The organism is Ancylobacter sp. TW_SC_1 (genome assembly GCF_056836805.1).
On the sequence record NZ_CM166365.1, the window covers coordinates 2,212,584 to 2,226,860 of the forward strand.

Here is a 14,277-nt window from a genome sequence, read left to right on the forward strand (position 1 = left end):
GAAAGGAAACCATCGTGGCAGCAACCGAGACGGCGGGTACCACGCGCCGCGACTTTCTCTACATAGCGACCGGCGCCATGGGCGCGGTCGGCGCCGCAGCACTCGTGTGGCCCTTCATCTCCCAGCTTCAGCCCGACGCGTCGGTTCTCGCCCTGTCCTCGACCGAGGTGGATCTGTCACAGGTCGCCGAAGGGCAGATGGTCACCGTGAAGTGGCGCGGCAAGCCGGTCTTCGTGTGGAACCGTACCCCCGAGGACATCGCCAAGGCCAAGGAAACCCAGATCTCGGCGCTGCTCGATCCGCTGGCCCGCAACGCCAATCTGCCGGCCGACGCCGAGGCAACCGACGCGAACCGCGCCGGCGAAGGCGATGGTCGCGAGAAGTGGCTGGTGGTGGTCGGCATCTGCACCCATCTGGGCTGCGTGCCGATCGGCCATGCCGGCGAATATGACGGCTGGTTCTGCCCCTGCCATGGCTCCGAATACGATTCGGCCGGCCGCGTACGCCGCGGCCCGGCGCCGGAAAACCTGGCCATCCCGCCCTATAATTTCGTGTCCGACACGAAGATCTCCATCGGCTGAGCCGGCGTTCAGGGATACTGACAGATGAGCGGACACTCCACGTTCGAGCCGAAGCACCCGGCGCTCAAGTGGTTCGAGAGCCGGCTTCCGCTGGTCGGCCTGATCCATTCCTCCTTCGTCGCCTACCCGACGCCGCGCAACCTGAACTACTGGTGGACCTTCGGCGGCATCCTGTCGCTGATGCTGGTCTGCCAGATCGTGTCGGGCGTGGTGCTGGTGATGCACTACACGCCGCATGTGACGCTGGCCTTCGATTCCGTCGAGCACATCATGCGTGACGTCAGCTTCGGCTGGCTGCTCCGCTACATCCACTCGAACGGCGCCTCGATGTTCTTCATCGCGGTGTACATCCACATGTTCCGCGGCCTCTATTACGGGTCCTACAAGGCCCCGCGCGAAGTGCTGTGGATCCTCGGCTGCATCATCTACCTCCTGATGATGGCCACCGCCTTCATGGGCTACGTGCTGCCGTGGGGCCAGATGAGCTTCTGGGGCGCCACCGTCATCACCAACCTGTTCTCGGCCTTCCCCCTCGTCGGCCCGACCATCGTCGAATGGCTGTGGGGCGGCTTCTCGGTCGACAACGCGACGCTGAACCGCTTCTTCTCGCTGCACTACCTGCTGCCCTTCATGATCGCGGGCGTCGTCGTCCTGCACGTCTGGGCGCTGCACGTGGTCGGCCAGAACAACCCGACCGGCGTCGAGCCGAAGAGCCCGAAGGACACCGTGCCCTTCACCCCCTACGCGACCATCAAGGACGCGTTCGGCATGGTGTGCTTCCTGATCTTCTTCGCCTGGTTCCTGTTCTACATCCCGAACTATCTCGGCCACGCCGACAACTACATCCCGGCCAACCCGCTGGTGACGCCGGCCCACATCGTGCCGGAATGGTACTACCTGCCGTTCTACGCCATGCTGCGCGCGGTGCCGGACAAGCTCGGCGGCGTGCTCACCATGTTCGGCGCGATCATCGTGCTGTTCTTCGTGCCGTGGCTCGATACCTCGAAGGTGCGCTCGGGCGTCTACCGCCCGCTGTTCAAGCAGTTCTTCTGGATTTGGATCGCGGTCTGCATCGGCCTCGGCTGGCTCGGCTCCAAGCCGGCGGAGGGCGGTTACGTGATCGCCGGCCGCATCCTGACGATCTACTATTTCGCGCACTTCCTGATCATCCTTCCGCTGCTCGGCCTGTTCGAGAAGCCGAAGGCCATCCCGGCCTCCATCACCGAGGCAGTGCTCGGCAAGTCGAAGGGCGGGGCGCCCGCATCGGCTGGCGTCGCGGCGCCGCAGACCAAGGGTTGAGCGGAACATCATGAAAATCGCCATGTCCTTCCGTTCCTCCCTTCTCCGTCCGCTCGCCGTCGCCTCCCTGGTGCTCGGCCTTGCCGCCCCGGCGCTCGCCGCCGAGGGCGGGACCAAGCCGCACCGCGAGGACTGGAGCTTCGCCGGCCCGTTCGGCAGGTACGACCGGGCGCAGCTGCAGCGCGGCTTCCAGGTGTTCAAGGAAGTCTGCGCGTCCTGCCACTCGGCCCATCTCCTCGCCTTCCGCAACCTCGCCCAGCCGGGCGGGCCGGAATTCAGCGAGGCGCAGGCCAAGGCGGTGGCCGAGGGCTACCAGATCCAGGACGGGCCCAACGACGCCGGCGACATGTTCGATCGTCCCGGCCGCCTGTCCGACCACTGGCCCTCGCCGTTCCCGAACGAGCAGGCGGCGCGCGCCTCCAATGGCGGCGCCTTTCCGCCGGACTTCTCGACGCTGGCCAAGGCGCGCACCTATGAAGTGGGCTTCCCCGGCTTCCTGATCGACATCGTGACGCAGTATCAGGAACAGGGGCCGGACTACATCCACGCCCTGCTGAACGGCTATGGCGAGCCTCCGGAAGGCTTCGCCCTGCCGGAGGGCGCGCATTACAACGCCTACTTCCCCGGCCACGCCATCAAGATGCCGCAGCCGATCTCGGACGGGCAGGTGACCTACACGGACGGCACGCCGGAGACGCTCGACCAGTATTCGCGCGACGTCACCGCGTTCATGATGTGGGTGGCCGAGCCGCACCTCGAATCGCGCAAGCGCATCGGCTTCCAGGTGATGATCTTCCTGATCGTCTTCGCCGGCCTGCTCTACTTCACCAAGAAGAAGGTGTGGAAGAGCGTCCACCACTGAGTGCACGCACTCCCGCCGGATACCGATAAGCGAAGGGCCCCTGACGGGGCCCTTCTGCTTTTGGGGACGGCGTAGGCTGAACTGACACGTCCGACAGGAGAAAGGCGCATGGGCGCTATCGACATCTCCGGCCATCTGCTGCGGGTCGGGTTTCTGATCGAGCCGCCTTTCGGCTTCCGCGCGGCGGACGGCTCGGCCGCCGGCTGCGACATCGAGACGGCCGCCCGCGTCGCGCGCGATCTGGGGCTCGCCGGCATAGCGCCGGTCGAAGCCACCTTCGAGGAGCTTCTGCCGGGGCTGGCGGAGTCTCGCTGGGACATGACGGTCGCCCTGTTCGTCACGCCGGAGCGGATGCGGATCGCCGATTTCTGCCGGCCGATCTGGGCGCTGGGGGACGGGCTCCTGGTGGCGCAGGGCAACCCACGTCGCCTCGTCGGGTATGGCTCTCTGGCGGCGGACGCGGATGCGCGGCTCGCTGCCATCCACGGGCAGGTTCAGCATCACACCGCACTGAACAACGACGTGCCGGCCGAGCGCATCGTGCTATTCGACACCTATGAAGCCGCAGCCGCAGCCGTGGCGGAGGGGCGTGTCGACGCCTATGCGAGCGTGGCGATGGCACATCGCGGCCATCTCGCCCTTCATCCGTCACTGCCCTGCATGGTGGTGGACGTGCCCCCTGCGGAGAGGCCGCCATCGCGCGGCGCCTTCGCGGTGGCCAAGGGGCGGGAAGAGCTTCGCGCTGGGATCGATGCCGTACTGCTCGGCTTCCTCGGCACGCCTGAACACGCAGCCCTGATGGCGCGCTTCGGCTTCGCGCCGCCGGAAATCGGGCCGTTCGCCTGAGCTCACTCCTCCAGCCTCTCCACGAACACGCAGTTGGTGAATTCCAGCGCCAGCTCTCCGCCGGCATCGGCGGCGGTCTCGTGGGTGAAGACGAGGCCCCATTCCGGCCGCGTGGCGCTCGGCTTCTTGGCTGTCACCTCGCTGAGGAAGGTGAGCGTGTCGCCGGGGCGCACGGGGCGCAGCCAGCGCAGTTGCTTGAAGCCGGGCGAGGGGCCGAGGCGCGGCACCTTGCGGCCGGCCCGGCGAAGTTCCTCGTGCTGGCGCGCCCAGGCCTGCGCCCGCAGCCGGGCGGCGATCACCACGCCGTGCCAGCCGGACGCCACCAGCCCGCCGAAATGGGTGCGCGCCCCCGCCGCCGGGTCGAGATGAAACGCCTGCGGGTCCCAGGCGCGGGCGAAGGCGACGATCTCGCCTTCCGTGAAGCTGTGCGAGCCGAGCCGCGTGCGGGTGCCGATCTCGACGTCTTCGAAAAACAGCATGGCGTCCCCTCAGGCCGGCCGGAAGCCGGGATTGCGCCGGCCGAACAGGATGGTGCCGACAAGATCGGTCATGACCTCGCCGGCGGCGTCGAGGAGTTCGAAGCGGAACTTCACGAGGCCCATTTCCGGCCGGCTTTTCGACGAGCGCGTCTCCAGCACCTGCCGGCGCAGGCTCAGCACCGTGCCGGGGTGGACCGGCTTGAGGAAGCGCACCTCGTCGAGGCCGGGCGAGCCGAGGCAATCGCTGTGGTTGAGGAAGCCGTCGGCGGCGAGGCGCATGAAGATGCAGCACAGGTGCCAGCCGGAGGCCGAAAGCCCGCCGAGCCGCGTCGCCTCGGCGGCGGAATCGTCCAGATGGATCGGCAGGGGGTCATATTCGCGGGCGAAGGCGACGATCTCCTCGCGCCCGACCACATAGCGCCCGCAGGTCGCCACATGGCCCTCGTCGAAATCCTCCCAGAACAGCATCGGGCCACATCCCCCCACAGCGCGAGAACGCCATGACAGGCGAGTGCGCCGCGAAGGTCAAGCGCCGGACGCTGCACCCCGCAGCCGGCGCCTGCAGCTTGTCGTTGCAGCAGCGCCGGCAGCCGCTGCGATCAGGTGTTGAAGCGGAAATGCAGCACGTCGCCATCGGCGACGACATATTCCTTGCCTTCCAGCCGCAAGCGACCGGCGTCGCGCGCCCCCGCCTCGCCATTCCCCCGGACGTAGTCGTCGAAGGCGATGGTCTCGGCGCGGATGAAGCCCTTCTCGAAATCGGTGTGGATGACACCGGCAGCACCTGGCGCCTTGGTGCCGGCGGTGATGGTCCAGGCGCGCGCTTCCTTGGGGCCGACGGTGAAGTAGGTCACCAGCTTCAACAGCTCATAACCGGTGCGGATGATGCGGTTGAGCCCCGGCTCCTCGAGGTCGATGGCCTCGAGATAGTCCTTCTGCTCGTCCGCCGGCAGCACGGCGATCTCGCTTTCGATCTTGGCCGAGACCACGACCGCCTTGGCGCCTTCCTCCGCCGCGCGGGCGAACACCTCGGCGGAGAGCGAGTTGCCGTTCTTCGCCGAGGCTTCCTCGACATTGCAGACATAGAGCACCGGCTTGGAGGAGAGCAGGCCGAGCATGCGGAAGGCCTTTTCCTCCTCGGGCTTCACCTCGACCAGCCGTGCCGGCTTGCCTTCGCGCAGCAGCACGAGGGCGCGATTCATCAGGTCGAGCAGCTCCTTGGCTTCCTTGTCGCCGCCCTTGGCCTTCTTCTCCAGCGCGCCGGCGCGCTTTTCCAGGCTTTCGAGGTCGGCCAGCATCAGCTCGGTCTCGATGGTCTCGATGTCGGAGACCGGCGCCAGCTTGCCCTCGACATGGGTGACGTCGGAATCCTCGAAGCAGCGCACCACATGGGCGATGGCGTCGCATTCGCGGATATTGGCGAGGAACTGGTTGCCGAGCCCTTCGCCCTTGGAGGCGCCGCGCACCAGGCCGGCAATGTCGACGAAGGTGAGCCGGGTGGGGATGATCTGTTGCGAGCCGGCGACCTTCGCCAGCGTCTCCAGCCGCGGATCAGGTACCGCCACGTCGCCCACATTGGGCTCGATGGTGCAGAACGGATAGTTTGCCGCCTGCGCCGCCGCCGTCTGTGTCAGCGCGTTGAAAAGGGTCGACTTGCCGACGTTTGGCAGGCCGACAATGCCGCATTTGAAGCCCATGATGCGATGCCCGGTCGAGATGAATGGTTGCCGCCGTGGTTAGGCAAGACGGCGCGTGAGTGCAAGCGTGAGGCGGTTCGCCGGACGTATCAGCCGGGTTTGCCACCGTCCGGCCTGCCGGCGGCGGATTTGCCGACCGCGGGCTTGTCCGGGGCGCCGAAGCCTCGCGCCTCCATGAAGAGGTGCAGGCGGTTCTGGAACTCGTCGAGCCGGTGCGTGGCCAGGAGGCCGGCGAGATCGGCGCAGCCGTCGCACACCGCCTCCACCCAGTCGCGCTCGGCCTTGGCGAAGTCGCTGAGGACGTAGTTATGCACGAGCGCCTTGTCGCCGGGATGGCCGATGCCGAGGCGGATGCGGGCATAGTCGTTGCCGCAATGGGCGGTGATGGAGCGCAGGCCATTATGCCCGGCATTGCCGCCGCCGACCTTGTAGCGCACCTTGGCAGGCGGCAGGTCGAGCTCGTCGTGGAAGACGAAGACGTCGCGCAGCTCGATCTTGTAGAAGCGCTGCGCCTCGGCGACCGCGCGGCCGGATTCGTTCATATAGGTCTCGGGCAGCAAGGCGAGCACCTTCTGGCCCTCGATCTCGCCCTCGCAGGCCGCGCCCTGGAAGCGCCGGCGCCACGGCGAGAAGCGGTGCCGGCGGGCAAGCGCATCCACCGCCATGAAGCCGATATTGTGCCGGTTGCCGGCATATTTCGACCCGGGATTGCCGAGCCCGGTGAAGAGCAACACCGCGCGCCTCCTGCTTGCGCTGGATGAAGGGTACCGAAACGAGAAGAGCCGGAAGCGGGCTTCCGGCTCTCATCGCAGGATCGGTCGGGCCGAAGCCCGGAGCGCGATCAGCCTGTCGTTATCAGCCTGTCGTTATCAGCCTGTCGTTATCAGCTCTTGGCGGCTTCGGCCGCGGCGGCCGCGGCGTCGTCAGCCTCGGCTTCCTTCAGGCCCGACGGAGCGGTGATGGTGGCGAGGGTGTCGTCGCCATGGCCCGCCCAGGTCACGCCGGCCGGCAGGCCGATCGCCGAGAGGTGGATCGAGTCGCCGAAGCCGTACTTGGTGAGGTCGACCTCGATCGCTTCCGGGATCGCATCGGCCGGCACGTTCAGCTCGACGGTGTGGCTGACGATGTTCAGCGTGCCGCCCTGCTTGAGCGCAGCCGCCGTCTCGGCGTGGAGGAAGTGCACCGGCACGTCGACGGTCAGGCTGGCGCCGACGGCGACGCGCAGGAAGTCGATGTGCAGCGGGAAATCCTTCACCGGGTCGAGCTGGTAGTCGCGCGGGATCACGCGATGCTTGTCGCCGTCCACGTCGATGCTGAACAGCGTGGTGAGGAAGTGGCCCGCATAGATGATCTTGTTGATCTCGATGTGATTGAGCGTGATTCCGACGGGGGCTTTGCCGTCGCCGTAGATCACGGCAGGCACACGGCCGGCGCGGCGTTCGGCACGAGCGGCCCCCTTGCCGACCTTCGTGCGCGCCTGCGCCTTCAGTTCCTTGATGGCGGTCATGGCTTGTCCTTACATGGTTGCAAAAGGAGAAGGCCGCTCGCGCGGCCCGTTCCTTCAGGCTAGGTCTGTCGTGGCCACGGCGCGCCTCCAGGGGTGCGGAAAGGCCGGGGCCGGGCGCGCTCATAGCAGCAAAAGCCTTGCAGGGCAATGTTCGCTCGACGCGGGTGCGCCTCAGAACTTGCCGAGCACGCCCGCCTTGACGATGCCGCTGGGGTCGGAGTCCGGGCTCGCCGAGCGCTGCACCGAGATGAAGCGTTCATAGGAGCCCTCGGGGGCGCGCAGTTCGACCCCGGTGGTGACGGTCTGGCTGTTGTTCACCTCGACGCTGGCGCCGAGCTTTTCCTTGCCGAGGCCGATCGGCGCCAGCGGCACGCTGTAGCTGCTGCCGACCGCGAGGTTGTCGTAGAGCGAGGCGGTGCCCGCGCTCGCGCTCGCGGACGCACCGAGCGTGCCGGTGCTGTAGACCGTGAGGCTGTCCTGCTCGACGCCCACGCGGCCCTTGATCTCGCCGGAGCCGCTGCTGTCCGTCCTGCTGAGCGGGCCGGAGACCGGGGCGACGGTGCTGGCGCTGGAGGAGACCGACAGGCTCGCCGCGCCTTGCCGTACTTCGACGCGGGTCGGCAATGGCGCGCGCTTCGTCTCGACGACCGGCTTGCGTTCCAGCACGTGCCGGTTCGGCGCGGGCTCCTCCGGCTCCGCTTCGGGCGAGGCGCCTAGGCCGAGTTCAAGGGTGGTCCACAGCGAGGGGGCCTCGGCGGTCTCCTTCTCCGGGTCGAACGGCTCGATCTCCACCTGCGCGGCCTCTGCCGGAGGTGCTGCGTCGGACGGGGCGGTTTCCGCCTGGCCCGCTGCATCGGCCGCCTGCTGCGCGGCGTCATAGGGCGAGCCCTCGCCGGCCGGCGTCACCATGATGATGCCGTGCCACGGGTCGCCCGGGGAGGGCGAGGCGGTCGTGCCGATCTGCTGGGCGGCGGCCGGGGCGGCGGCCAGCGCCAGGCCGGCGGCGAACAGCGCGGCGCCGGCCACGGTGCGGCGCGCCGCGGAGGGGAGAGTCGTCTGGAGCGTTGGGCTCTGACGCGTGGCAATACGGCGCGTCGGAAGAAGGCGCGTCATGGCATCGTCCGGTTCGTTGAGCGAGCGGACAGGTTGCGGCCGAACTGTGGAACGAAAATGGCGCGCCGCACAATTAGCGCGCCTCAGGCGGCCTTCGCCGGCCGGTCGCCGCCCCCGAAGCCTGAGGAACCGCCGGTTCAGTCGAACAGGCTGGAGACGCTTTCCTCATGCGCGGTGCGTCCGATCGCCTCGGCGAGCAGGCTGGCGATGGAGACGACGCGGATGTTGCGCGCGACGCGGACCGCCTCGGTCGGCTGGATCGAGTCGGTGATCACCAGTTCCTTGAGATTCGAGGCGGTGACGCGCGAGACCGCGCCGCCCGACAGCACGCCATGGGTGATGTAGGCGTGCACCTCGGTGGCGCCGCGCGCCAGCAGGGCGTCGGCGGCGTTCACCAGCGTGCCGCCGGAATCGATGATGTCGTCGACGAGGATGCAGCGCCGGCCCTCGACGTCACCGATGACGTTCATCACCTCGCTCTCGCCGGGGCGCTCGCGGCGCTTGTCGACGATGGCGAGCTGGGCGTCGATGCGCTTGGCGAGCGCGCGGGCGCGCACCACGCCGCCGACGTCCGGCGAGACGACGGTGATGTTGGAGAGGTCGAAGCGGGACTTGATGTCCGCCACCATCACCGGGGCCGAGAACAGGTTGTCGGTCGGGATGTCAAAGAAGCCCTGGATCTGGCCGGCATGCAGGTCGACGGTGAGCACGCGGTCGGCGCCGGCATGGGTGATGAGGTTGGCCACCAGCTTGGCGGAGATGGGCGTGCGGCCGGAGGAGCGGCGGTCCTGGCGGGCATAGCCGAAGTAAGGGATCACCGCCGTGATGCGGCGGGCAGAGGAACGGCGCAGCGCATCGGTGATGATGAGCAGCTCCATCAGGTGGTCATTGGTCGGGAAGGAGGTCGACTGCAGGACGAACACGTCCTTGCCGCGCACATTCTCCTGGATCTCGACGAAAATCTCCATGTCGGCGAAACGGCGGACCACCGCCTTGGTCATGGAGGTCCGGAGATACGCCCCGATCGCCTCCGCCAGCGGCCGATTTGCGTTGCCAGCTACGAGTTTGATCGAACCGTTATTCTGAGACATTTCCGGCGCGCTCCCAGCCGTCAACCATCCGTCCGACCGTCGTACAGCCGTCGCGCTGACCTGATAGGCGGGCCGGCCCGGCCTGTAAAGCGGCGAGAAGTACTGCGCGACCGCTTGTCCCTATGCGTTGCTGCATAGGTGGCCGGCGTCATCACGGATGCGCGGCGAAGGTGAGCGCGTTGGCGGGCGTGACATCCGTCGGGCCTTCCGCAACGGCATCTCCGGGCTCGTCGCCGGACGCGGCATCAGCCACGGCGGGGCCGTCATCCGTGCGGACCGGCGGGGCGTCGGCGGGATCGAGATCGGGCGCGGCGGCGGCGCTCGCCTTCGGCGTGCCTCCGGACAGGCGCGTGGCGATTTCGTCGAGGCTCTGCGCCGCGATGCGCTGCACCGTCGCGTCGTCGAGCCGGTTCCAGACATCCTTGCCGGGGCCGACCTTTTCGGTGCCGGCGACGCGTAGCACGCGGTCGCGGTCGGCGTCGAACACGTCCCACACCCAGTCCACCTCGCCCTTGCCGTTCTCTATGCTGGCGGCGAGGTAGCCGCGCACGCGATAGGCGGCCTGCGACTGGCGCGACACGACGGGAAGCTGACGGGCCTTCGCCTCGGTGGTGAGGTCCGCCACCAGCCGGTCGAAGACCGGCTCCGGCGGGCCGTCGATGGATTCGAAGGCGATGGTCTTCGTGCCCGAGGAAATCGAGGTCGCCGCGACCGGCTTGCTGCCGCCATTGGTCTGGCAGGCACCGAGGGCGAGGGCGGCAAGCAGAACCGCGGTCGTCGGCAGGCGTCGGCCAAGATGGCGGCGAAGGCGATCGAGCATGAACCATTCCCTGAGAGCCGGCCGCGCCGCTATCTGCCGGGCAGAGTCGCAGCCGCCGCCGACGGACGGGAAATGGTTAAGACTAATTAACGATCAGGTCCAGAGGGGCCTCGGTTAAGCACTCGTTACCGTTAACGCCGACGAGGAAGGTGCGGCCCAGGCACATGGCCGTCTCGGTCTCGCTGTCCATCAGGATCATGTGTGCGAACAGCACCATGCCCGCTTCCAGCACCCACGGATTTCCGGCGTAGAACATCGGCGGGTCCATCCAGGAGGGGGTGAACTTGGCGCCGAGCGAATAGCCGCAGGCGGCGAGGCGATGGGCCGCGAGGCCGTGGCCATCCATCACATGGGCATGCGCGGCGAAGACGTCGCCGGCCGTCCTGCCCGGCACCATGGCGTGGGCGCAGACCTCCAGCGCCTGCCTGGCGGCGGCGAACAGCTCCAGATGCCGGTCGCGCGGCGGGCCGACGACGACGGTTTCCATCATCGCCGCATGGTAGTGGCGATAGGCGCCGGCCCATTCGAGGGTGATCTGGTCTTCCCCGTCGAGCCGGCGGCGTCCGCTCTTGTAGCGGCACAGCAGCGCATCGCGGCCCGACCCGATGATGAACTCGTTGGCGGGATAGTCGCCGCCGCCCCTGAAGGTCGCCCCCTGCATGGCGGCGAGCACCTCGCCCTCATCGACGTCCGGGCCGACGGTGGCGATGGCGGCCTCGCGCGCGGCGAGGGCGAGCCTGCCCGCCTGGCGGACATAGAGGATTTCGGCCGGCGACTTCACCGTGCGCAGCCGGTCGACGAGGCCGGACGCGTCCTGCAGGGTGGCGAAGCCGTCAAAGGCGGCGGCGAGCCGGCGGCCCGCGGCGGCGGTGAGGCCGTAGCTCTCATACTCCACGCCGATGCGCGCTCCCGCACCGCCAAGGTCCGCCACCATGGCGCGCAACTGCTGCTGCGGGGTGGCGTCGGCCCGGTCGGTCCAGACGCGGATGTCCTCGATCAGCGAGGTATGCTGCGCCTGCCGCAGGTCGGCCGAGCGGGTGAGCAGGGCCAGCCGCCCGTCGGCGCCGAGCCAGAGCGACTGGAAGAAGCAGAAGCCGAACGTGTCGTAGCCGGTGAGCCAGTACATCGATTCCTGCTGGAACATCAGCAGGCCGTCGAGGCCGCGCTCGGCCATGGTGGCGAGCAGGCGCTGCCGGCGGCGCTCGAATTCCGGCCCGGTGAAGTGCAGCGTCATGGGCGCCTCTCAGACCAGGGTGATGGCGGCGATCAGCCGGCCGTAGTCCGGCTCGCCGCGATGGGTCGCGCGGCGGTAGCTGAAGAAGCGCGCCTCGTCGGCATAGGTGTCGAGGCCGAGATCCTCGATGGTGCCGACGCCGAGACCGGCGAGCCGGGCGGCGATGTAGCCCGGCAGGTCGAACAGCGCGTGGTAGGGCCGCGCGGACGCGGCGAGGAAGCGGGCATTGGCCGGATCGAGCGCCGTCAGGTTCTCGACGAATTCCGGGCCGACCTCATAGCTTGCCTGCCGGATCAGCGGGCCGATGGCCGCGACGATGCGCGCGCGGTCGGCGCCGAGTTCTTCCATGCGGGCGATGGTGGAATCGAGCACGCCGCCGACCGCGCCCTTCCAGCCGGCATGGGCGGCGCCGACGACGCGGGCCTGCGGATCGGCGAACAGCACCGGGCCGCAATCGGCGATGGCGACGCCGGCAGCGATGCCGGGGGTCGCGGTGGCGACCGCGTCGGCCTTCGGCCGTTCGTCCCAGGCGCGGTCGACCACGACGCAGTCGGGCGAATGGATCTGCCAGGCGGTGAGCAGGTGGCCGGCGGGCACGCCGAGTGCCGCCGCCATGCGGGCGCGGTTCTCGGTGACCAGCGACGGGTCGTCGCGCGAGCCGGTGCCGCCGTTCAGCCCGGCATAGATGCCCTCCGACACGCCGCCCTCGCGGGTGAAGAAGGCGTGGCGGATGCCCGGAAGGGCCTTCAGGGCGGGGGATTCGACCTTCATGCGGAACCTTCCTCGAATACCTCGAAGGGCGCGAATCCGGCCACATCTTGCAACGCAGGATGCACCAGGGCGAGCGCCTTGAAGAGGGTGCCCATCTGCCCTTCGTCCGAACCGGCGAGGCGGAGGCGTGCGGCTTCGACCATCTCCCGGTCGGCCTCGCTCGCGGCGCGCTTCAGCCGGAAGGCACGGTCTTCTATGCCGAGGCGCTCCAGCAGCGCGCCCTGTCCGATGGGACCGAAGGCGCGGGCGCCGGCACCGCACGCGGCGCGGGCGAAGGCGGCGAAGTCGACATGGGCGGTGAGGTCGGCCTCGCCGGGATGGGCCAGCACATCGTCGAAGGCGTGGCGATGGAGCGCCTGCAGCGTGTCGCCGAAGCCGCCGCCAGCTTCGCGTTCGCCCGCATGCCCATAATCGACAAACAGCGCCGCGCCGCCCGTGACGGCAAGCCGGGCGCCGAGCTTTTCCGCGATGGAGAGGCCGATCGGGCAGATTTCCAGCACGGCGCCGGGCGGGGCGGCGGCGAGGCGGGCCCCGGCGCGGGCGTCGAGCCGGGCGTCGGGGCGCAGGCCGAAGGCGAGGCCGCCCTGTGGATCGAGACCGACCATGCGCTCGGCAAGCCCCTGTGGGGTACGGACGAACTGGCGGATGGGCAGCGCGTCGATGAACTCATTGGCGAGCAGGAACAGAGGGCCGGGGGGCAGCGCATCGACGGCGCCCACCCATTCGACCGGGTGCGTGCCAAGCGTCTGCGCCTGAAGCCGGCGCAGACGCGGCGAGGCTTCCACCAGCACCACTTGTGCCGCGGCGTGGAAGCCAGGCACGCGGGCGGTGGCGCGCAGAATGTCCGCCATCATCGTGCCACGCCCCGGCCCGAGCTCGGCGAGGACGAAGGGCGCGGGCGAACCGAGGCGCAGCCACGTCTCCGCCACCCACAGGCCGAGAAGCTCGCCGAACATCTGGCTGATCTCCGGCGCGGTGACGAAATCACCGGAGGCGCCGAAGGGCTCGCGCGTCGTGTAGTAGCCGAGCGTCGGATGGAACAGGCATTGTTCCATGTAGTCGGCGACGGTGATCGGTCCCGTCAGGGCGATCTGCCGCGCGAGGATCTGCGCCAGCGCCGTCATGCGGCGTCGACCCCCAGCGCCGGGCGGCGGCGGGCGCGCCAGACGAGCCAGCTGCCGAGCGCCAGCATCGGCAGGGAGAGCACCATGCCCATGGTGACGAAGCCGCCGGCGAGGTAGCCGAGCTGCGGGTCCGGCTCGCGGAAGAACTCGACGAAGATGCGGGCGCAGCCATAGAGGAAGACGAACATTCCCGCGACGGTGCCCGGCCGCGCCAGCGCCCCGGCGCGCACGGCGAGCTGCAGGATGATGAAGATGGCCAGCCCTTCGAGACCGGCCTCGTAGAGCTGGCTCGGGTGGCGCGGCTCCGGCCCGCCATGGGGAAACACGAAGGCCCAGGCGACATCGGTGGGGCGGCCCCACAGCTCGCCATTGATGAAATTGGCGAGGCGGCCGAGGAACAGGCCGACCGGAACCACCGTGGCGGCGATGTCGAGCATCGACACGAAGGGCAGCGAACGCCGCCGGCAGAAAAGGTACATGGCCAGGATGGAGCCGAGGAAGCCGCCATGGAAGGCCATGCCGCCGTGCCAGACGGTGAGCGCCTCCCAGGGGTTCGCGGCATAGAAGGGCAGGTTGTAGAACAGCACATAGCCGATGCGCCCGCCGAGGATGACGCCGACGGCGATCCACACCACGGCGTCGTCGAATTCCTCCGGCTGGATCGGCGAACGCCCGCCCCACAGCGCCGGGCTGGCGCATAGCCGCTTGGCCATCCACCAGCCGAACAGCAGGCCGCAAATATAGGCGAGGGCATACCAGCGGATCGCGAACGGCCCCAGCTCGATCAGCACTGGATCGATATTGGGGAAGGGCAGGGCGAACAGCGGCGGGGCGAGCATGGGCATCGGGATCT

At 68.7% G+C, this 14,277-nt stretch carries 16 protein-coding genes; 4 read left to right on the top strand and 12 right to left on the bottom strand.

Going from position 1 to position 14,277, the window contains the following annotated elements; all coding sequences use genetic code 11:
* Positions 1-14: 14 nt before the first annotated feature.
* The 4 genes from petA to AC1PZ7_RS10200 all read left to right on the top strand — a co-directional run bounded on the left by petA (position 15) and on the right by AC1PZ7_RS10200 (position 3,588).
* Positions 15-581: a ubiquinol-cytochrome c reductase iron-sulfur subunit gene (petA, locus tag AC1PZ7_RS10185; RefSeq protein WP_482359349.1), complete on the top strand. Its 567-nt coding sequence runs from the start codon at positions 15-17 to the stop codon at positions 579-581.
* Between the two features lie 24 nt (positions 582-605).
* The gene (locus AC1PZ7_RS10190; protein WP_482359350.1) at positions 606-1,880 is read left to right on the top strand and encodes a cytochrome b; all 1,275 of its coding nucleotides are present in this window, start codon (positions 606-608) and stop codon (positions 1,878-1,880) included.
* 22 nt (positions 1,881-1,902) lie between these two features.
* Positions 1,903-2,742, top strand: a complete 840-nt coding sequence (locus AC1PZ7_RS10195; RefSeq protein ID WP_482359351.1) for a cytochrome c1 — start codon at positions 1,903-1,905, stop codon at positions 2,740-2,742.
* Positions 2,743-2,850: 108 nt separating this feature from the next.
* A complete protein-coding gene (locus AC1PZ7_RS10200) occupies positions 2,851-3,588 on the top strand; it encodes a transporter substrate-binding domain-containing protein (RefSeq protein ID WP_482359352.1) in 738 nt (245 codons plus the stop codon).
* 2 nt (positions 3,589-3,590) lie between these two features.
* Here AC1PZ7_RS10200 and AC1PZ7_RS10205 read toward each other — a convergent pair whose 3' ends face one another.
* The 12 genes from AC1PZ7_RS10205 to lgt form a co-directional block, all read right to left on the bottom strand.
* The gene (locus AC1PZ7_RS10205; protein WP_482359353.1) at positions 3,591-4,067 is read right to left on the bottom strand and encodes a MaoC/PaaZ C-terminal domain-containing protein; all 477 of its coding nucleotides are present in this window, start codon (positions 4,065-4,067) and stop codon (positions 3,591-3,593) included.
* Positions 4,068-4,076: 9 nt separating this feature from the next.
* Complete coding sequence (locus AC1PZ7_RS10210; protein ID WP_482359354.1) at positions 4,077-4,535, bottom strand: MaoC family dehydratase; 459 nt, start codon at positions 4,533-4,535, stop codon at positions 4,077-4,079.
* Positions 4,536-4,666: 131 nt separating this feature from the next.
* The gene (gene ychF / locus AC1PZ7_RS10215) at positions 4,667-5,764 is read right to left on the bottom strand and encodes a redox-regulated ATPase YchF (protein ID WP_482359355.1); all 1,098 of its coding nucleotides are present in this window, start codon (positions 5,762-5,764) and stop codon (positions 4,667-4,669) included.
* An 89-nt stretch (positions 5,765-5,853) separates the two neighbouring features.
* Positions 5,854-6,498, bottom strand: coding sequence for an aminoacyl-tRNA hydrolase (pth, locus tag AC1PZ7_RS10220; protein WP_482359356.1), 645 nt, complete (start codon positions 6,496-6,498; stop codon positions 5,854-5,856).
* Positions 6,499-6,647: 149 nt separating this feature from the next.
* Positions 6,648-7,271 carry a 50S ribosomal protein L25/general stress protein Ctc gene (locus AC1PZ7_RS10225; RefSeq protein ID WP_482359357.1) on the bottom strand — a complete coding sequence of 208 codons (624 nt, stop codon included), beginning with the start codon at positions 7,269-7,271 and terminating at the stop codon, positions 6,648-6,650.
* 171 nt (positions 7,272-7,442) lie between these two features.
* Positions 7,443-8,384, bottom strand: a complete 942-nt coding sequence (locus tag AC1PZ7_RS10230; RefSeq protein ID WP_482359358.1) for a hypothetical protein — start codon at positions 8,382-8,384, stop codon at positions 7,443-7,445.
* A 137-nt stretch (positions 8,385-8,521) separates the two neighbouring features.
* Positions 8,522-9,475 (bottom strand): ribose-phosphate pyrophosphokinase, encoded by a 954-nt coding sequence (locus AC1PZ7_RS10235; RefSeq protein ID WP_482359359.1) that lies wholly within the window; start codon positions 9,473-9,475, stop codon positions 8,522-8,524.
* Positions 9,476-9,626: 151 nt separating this feature from the next.
* On the bottom strand, positions 9,627-10,295 hold the full coding sequence (locus tag AC1PZ7_RS10240; RefSeq protein WP_482359360.1) for a hypothetical protein: 669 nt from the start codon (positions 10,293-10,295) through the stop codon (positions 9,627-9,629).
* A gap of 82 nt (positions 10,296-10,377) precedes the next feature.
* Positions 10,378-11,529: a M24 family metallopeptidase gene (locus AC1PZ7_RS10245; RefSeq protein WP_482359361.1), complete on the bottom strand. Its 1,152-nt coding sequence runs from the start codon at positions 11,527-11,529 to the stop codon at positions 10,378-10,380.
* Positions 11,530-11,538: 9 nt separating this feature from the next.
* Positions 11,539-12,300, bottom strand: coding sequence for a peptidoglycan editing factor PgeF (pgeF, locus tag AC1PZ7_RS10250; RefSeq protein WP_482359362.1), 762 nt, complete (start codon positions 12,298-12,300; stop codon positions 11,539-11,541).
* Positions 12,297-13,424 (bottom strand): class I SAM-dependent methyltransferase, encoded by a 1,128-nt coding sequence (locus AC1PZ7_RS10255; protein WP_482359363.1) that lies wholly within the window; start codon positions 13,422-13,424, stop codon positions 12,297-12,299. Before AC1PZ7_RS10255 ends, pgeF begins: the two co-directional genes overlap by 4 nt.
* Positions 13,421-14,269, bottom strand: coding sequence for a prolipoprotein diacylglyceryl transferase (gene lgt, locus AC1PZ7_RS10260; RefSeq protein ID WP_482359364.1), 849 nt, complete (start codon positions 14,267-14,269; stop codon positions 13,421-13,423). Before lgt ends, AC1PZ7_RS10255 begins: the two co-directional genes overlap by 4 nt.
* Between the last annotated feature and the right edge of the window lie 8 nt (positions 14,270-14,277).

What these genes read in the sequence shown, in the direction of transcription:
- AC1PZ7_RS10190 (WP_482359350.1), top strand. Translation starts at nt 606, where the DNA reads ATGAGCGGACACTCCACGTTCGAGCCGAAGCACCCGGCGCTCAAGTGG.
- AC1PZ7_RS10195 (WP_482359351.1), top strand. Translation starts at nt 1,903, where the DNA reads ATGTCCTTCCGTTCCTCCCTTCTCCGTCCGCTCGCCGTCGCCTCCCTG.
- AC1PZ7_RS10200 (WP_482359352.1), top strand. Translation starts at nt 2,851, where the DNA reads ATGGGCGCTATCGACATCTCCGGCCATCTGCTGCGGGTCGGGTTTCTG.
- AC1PZ7_RS10205 (WP_482359353.1), bottom strand. Translation starts at nt 4,067, where the DNA reads ATGCTGTTTTTCGAAGACGTCGAGATCGGCACCCGCACGCGGCTCGGC.
- AC1PZ7_RS10210 (WP_482359354.1), bottom strand. Translation starts at nt 4,535, where the DNA reads ATGCTGTTCTGGGAGGATTTCGACGAGGGCCATGTGGCGACCTGCGGG.
- ychF (WP_482359355.1), bottom strand. Translation starts at nt 5,764, where the DNA reads ATGGGCTTCAAATGCGGCATTGTCGGCCTGCCAAACGTCGGCAAGTCG.
- AC1PZ7_RS10225 (WP_482359357.1), bottom strand. Translation starts at nt 7,271, where the DNA reads ATGACCGCCATCAAGGAACTGAAGGCGCAGGCGCGCACGAAGGTCGGC.
- AC1PZ7_RS10230 (WP_482359358.1), bottom strand. Translation starts at nt 8,384, where the DNA reads ATGACGCGCCTTCTTCCGACGCGCCGTATTGCCACGCGTCAGAGCCCA.
- AC1PZ7_RS10235 (WP_482359359.1), bottom strand. Translation starts at nt 9,475, where the DNA reads ATGTCTCAGAATAACGGTTCGATCAAACTCGTAGCTGGCAACGCAAAT.
- AC1PZ7_RS10240 (WP_482359360.1), bottom strand. Translation starts at nt 10,295, where the DNA reads ATGCTCGATCGCCTTCGCCGCCATCTTGGCCGACGCCTGCCGACGACC.
- AC1PZ7_RS10245 (WP_482359361.1), bottom strand. Translation starts at nt 11,529, where the DNA reads ATGACGCTGCACTTCACCGGGCCGGAATTCGAGCGCCGCCGGCAGCGC.
- pgeF (WP_482359362.1), bottom strand. Translation starts at nt 12,300, where the DNA reads ATGAAGGTCGAATCCCCCGCCCTGAAGGCCCTTCCGGGCATCCGCCAC.
- AC1PZ7_RS10255 (WP_482359363.1), bottom strand. Translation starts at nt 13,424, where the DNA reads ATGACGGCGCTGGCGCAGATCCTCGCGCGGCAGATCGCCCTGACGGGA.
- lgt (WP_482359364.1), bottom strand. Translation starts at nt 14,269, where the DNA reads ATGCCCATGCTCGCCCCGCCGCTGTTCGCCCTGCCCTTCCCCAATATC.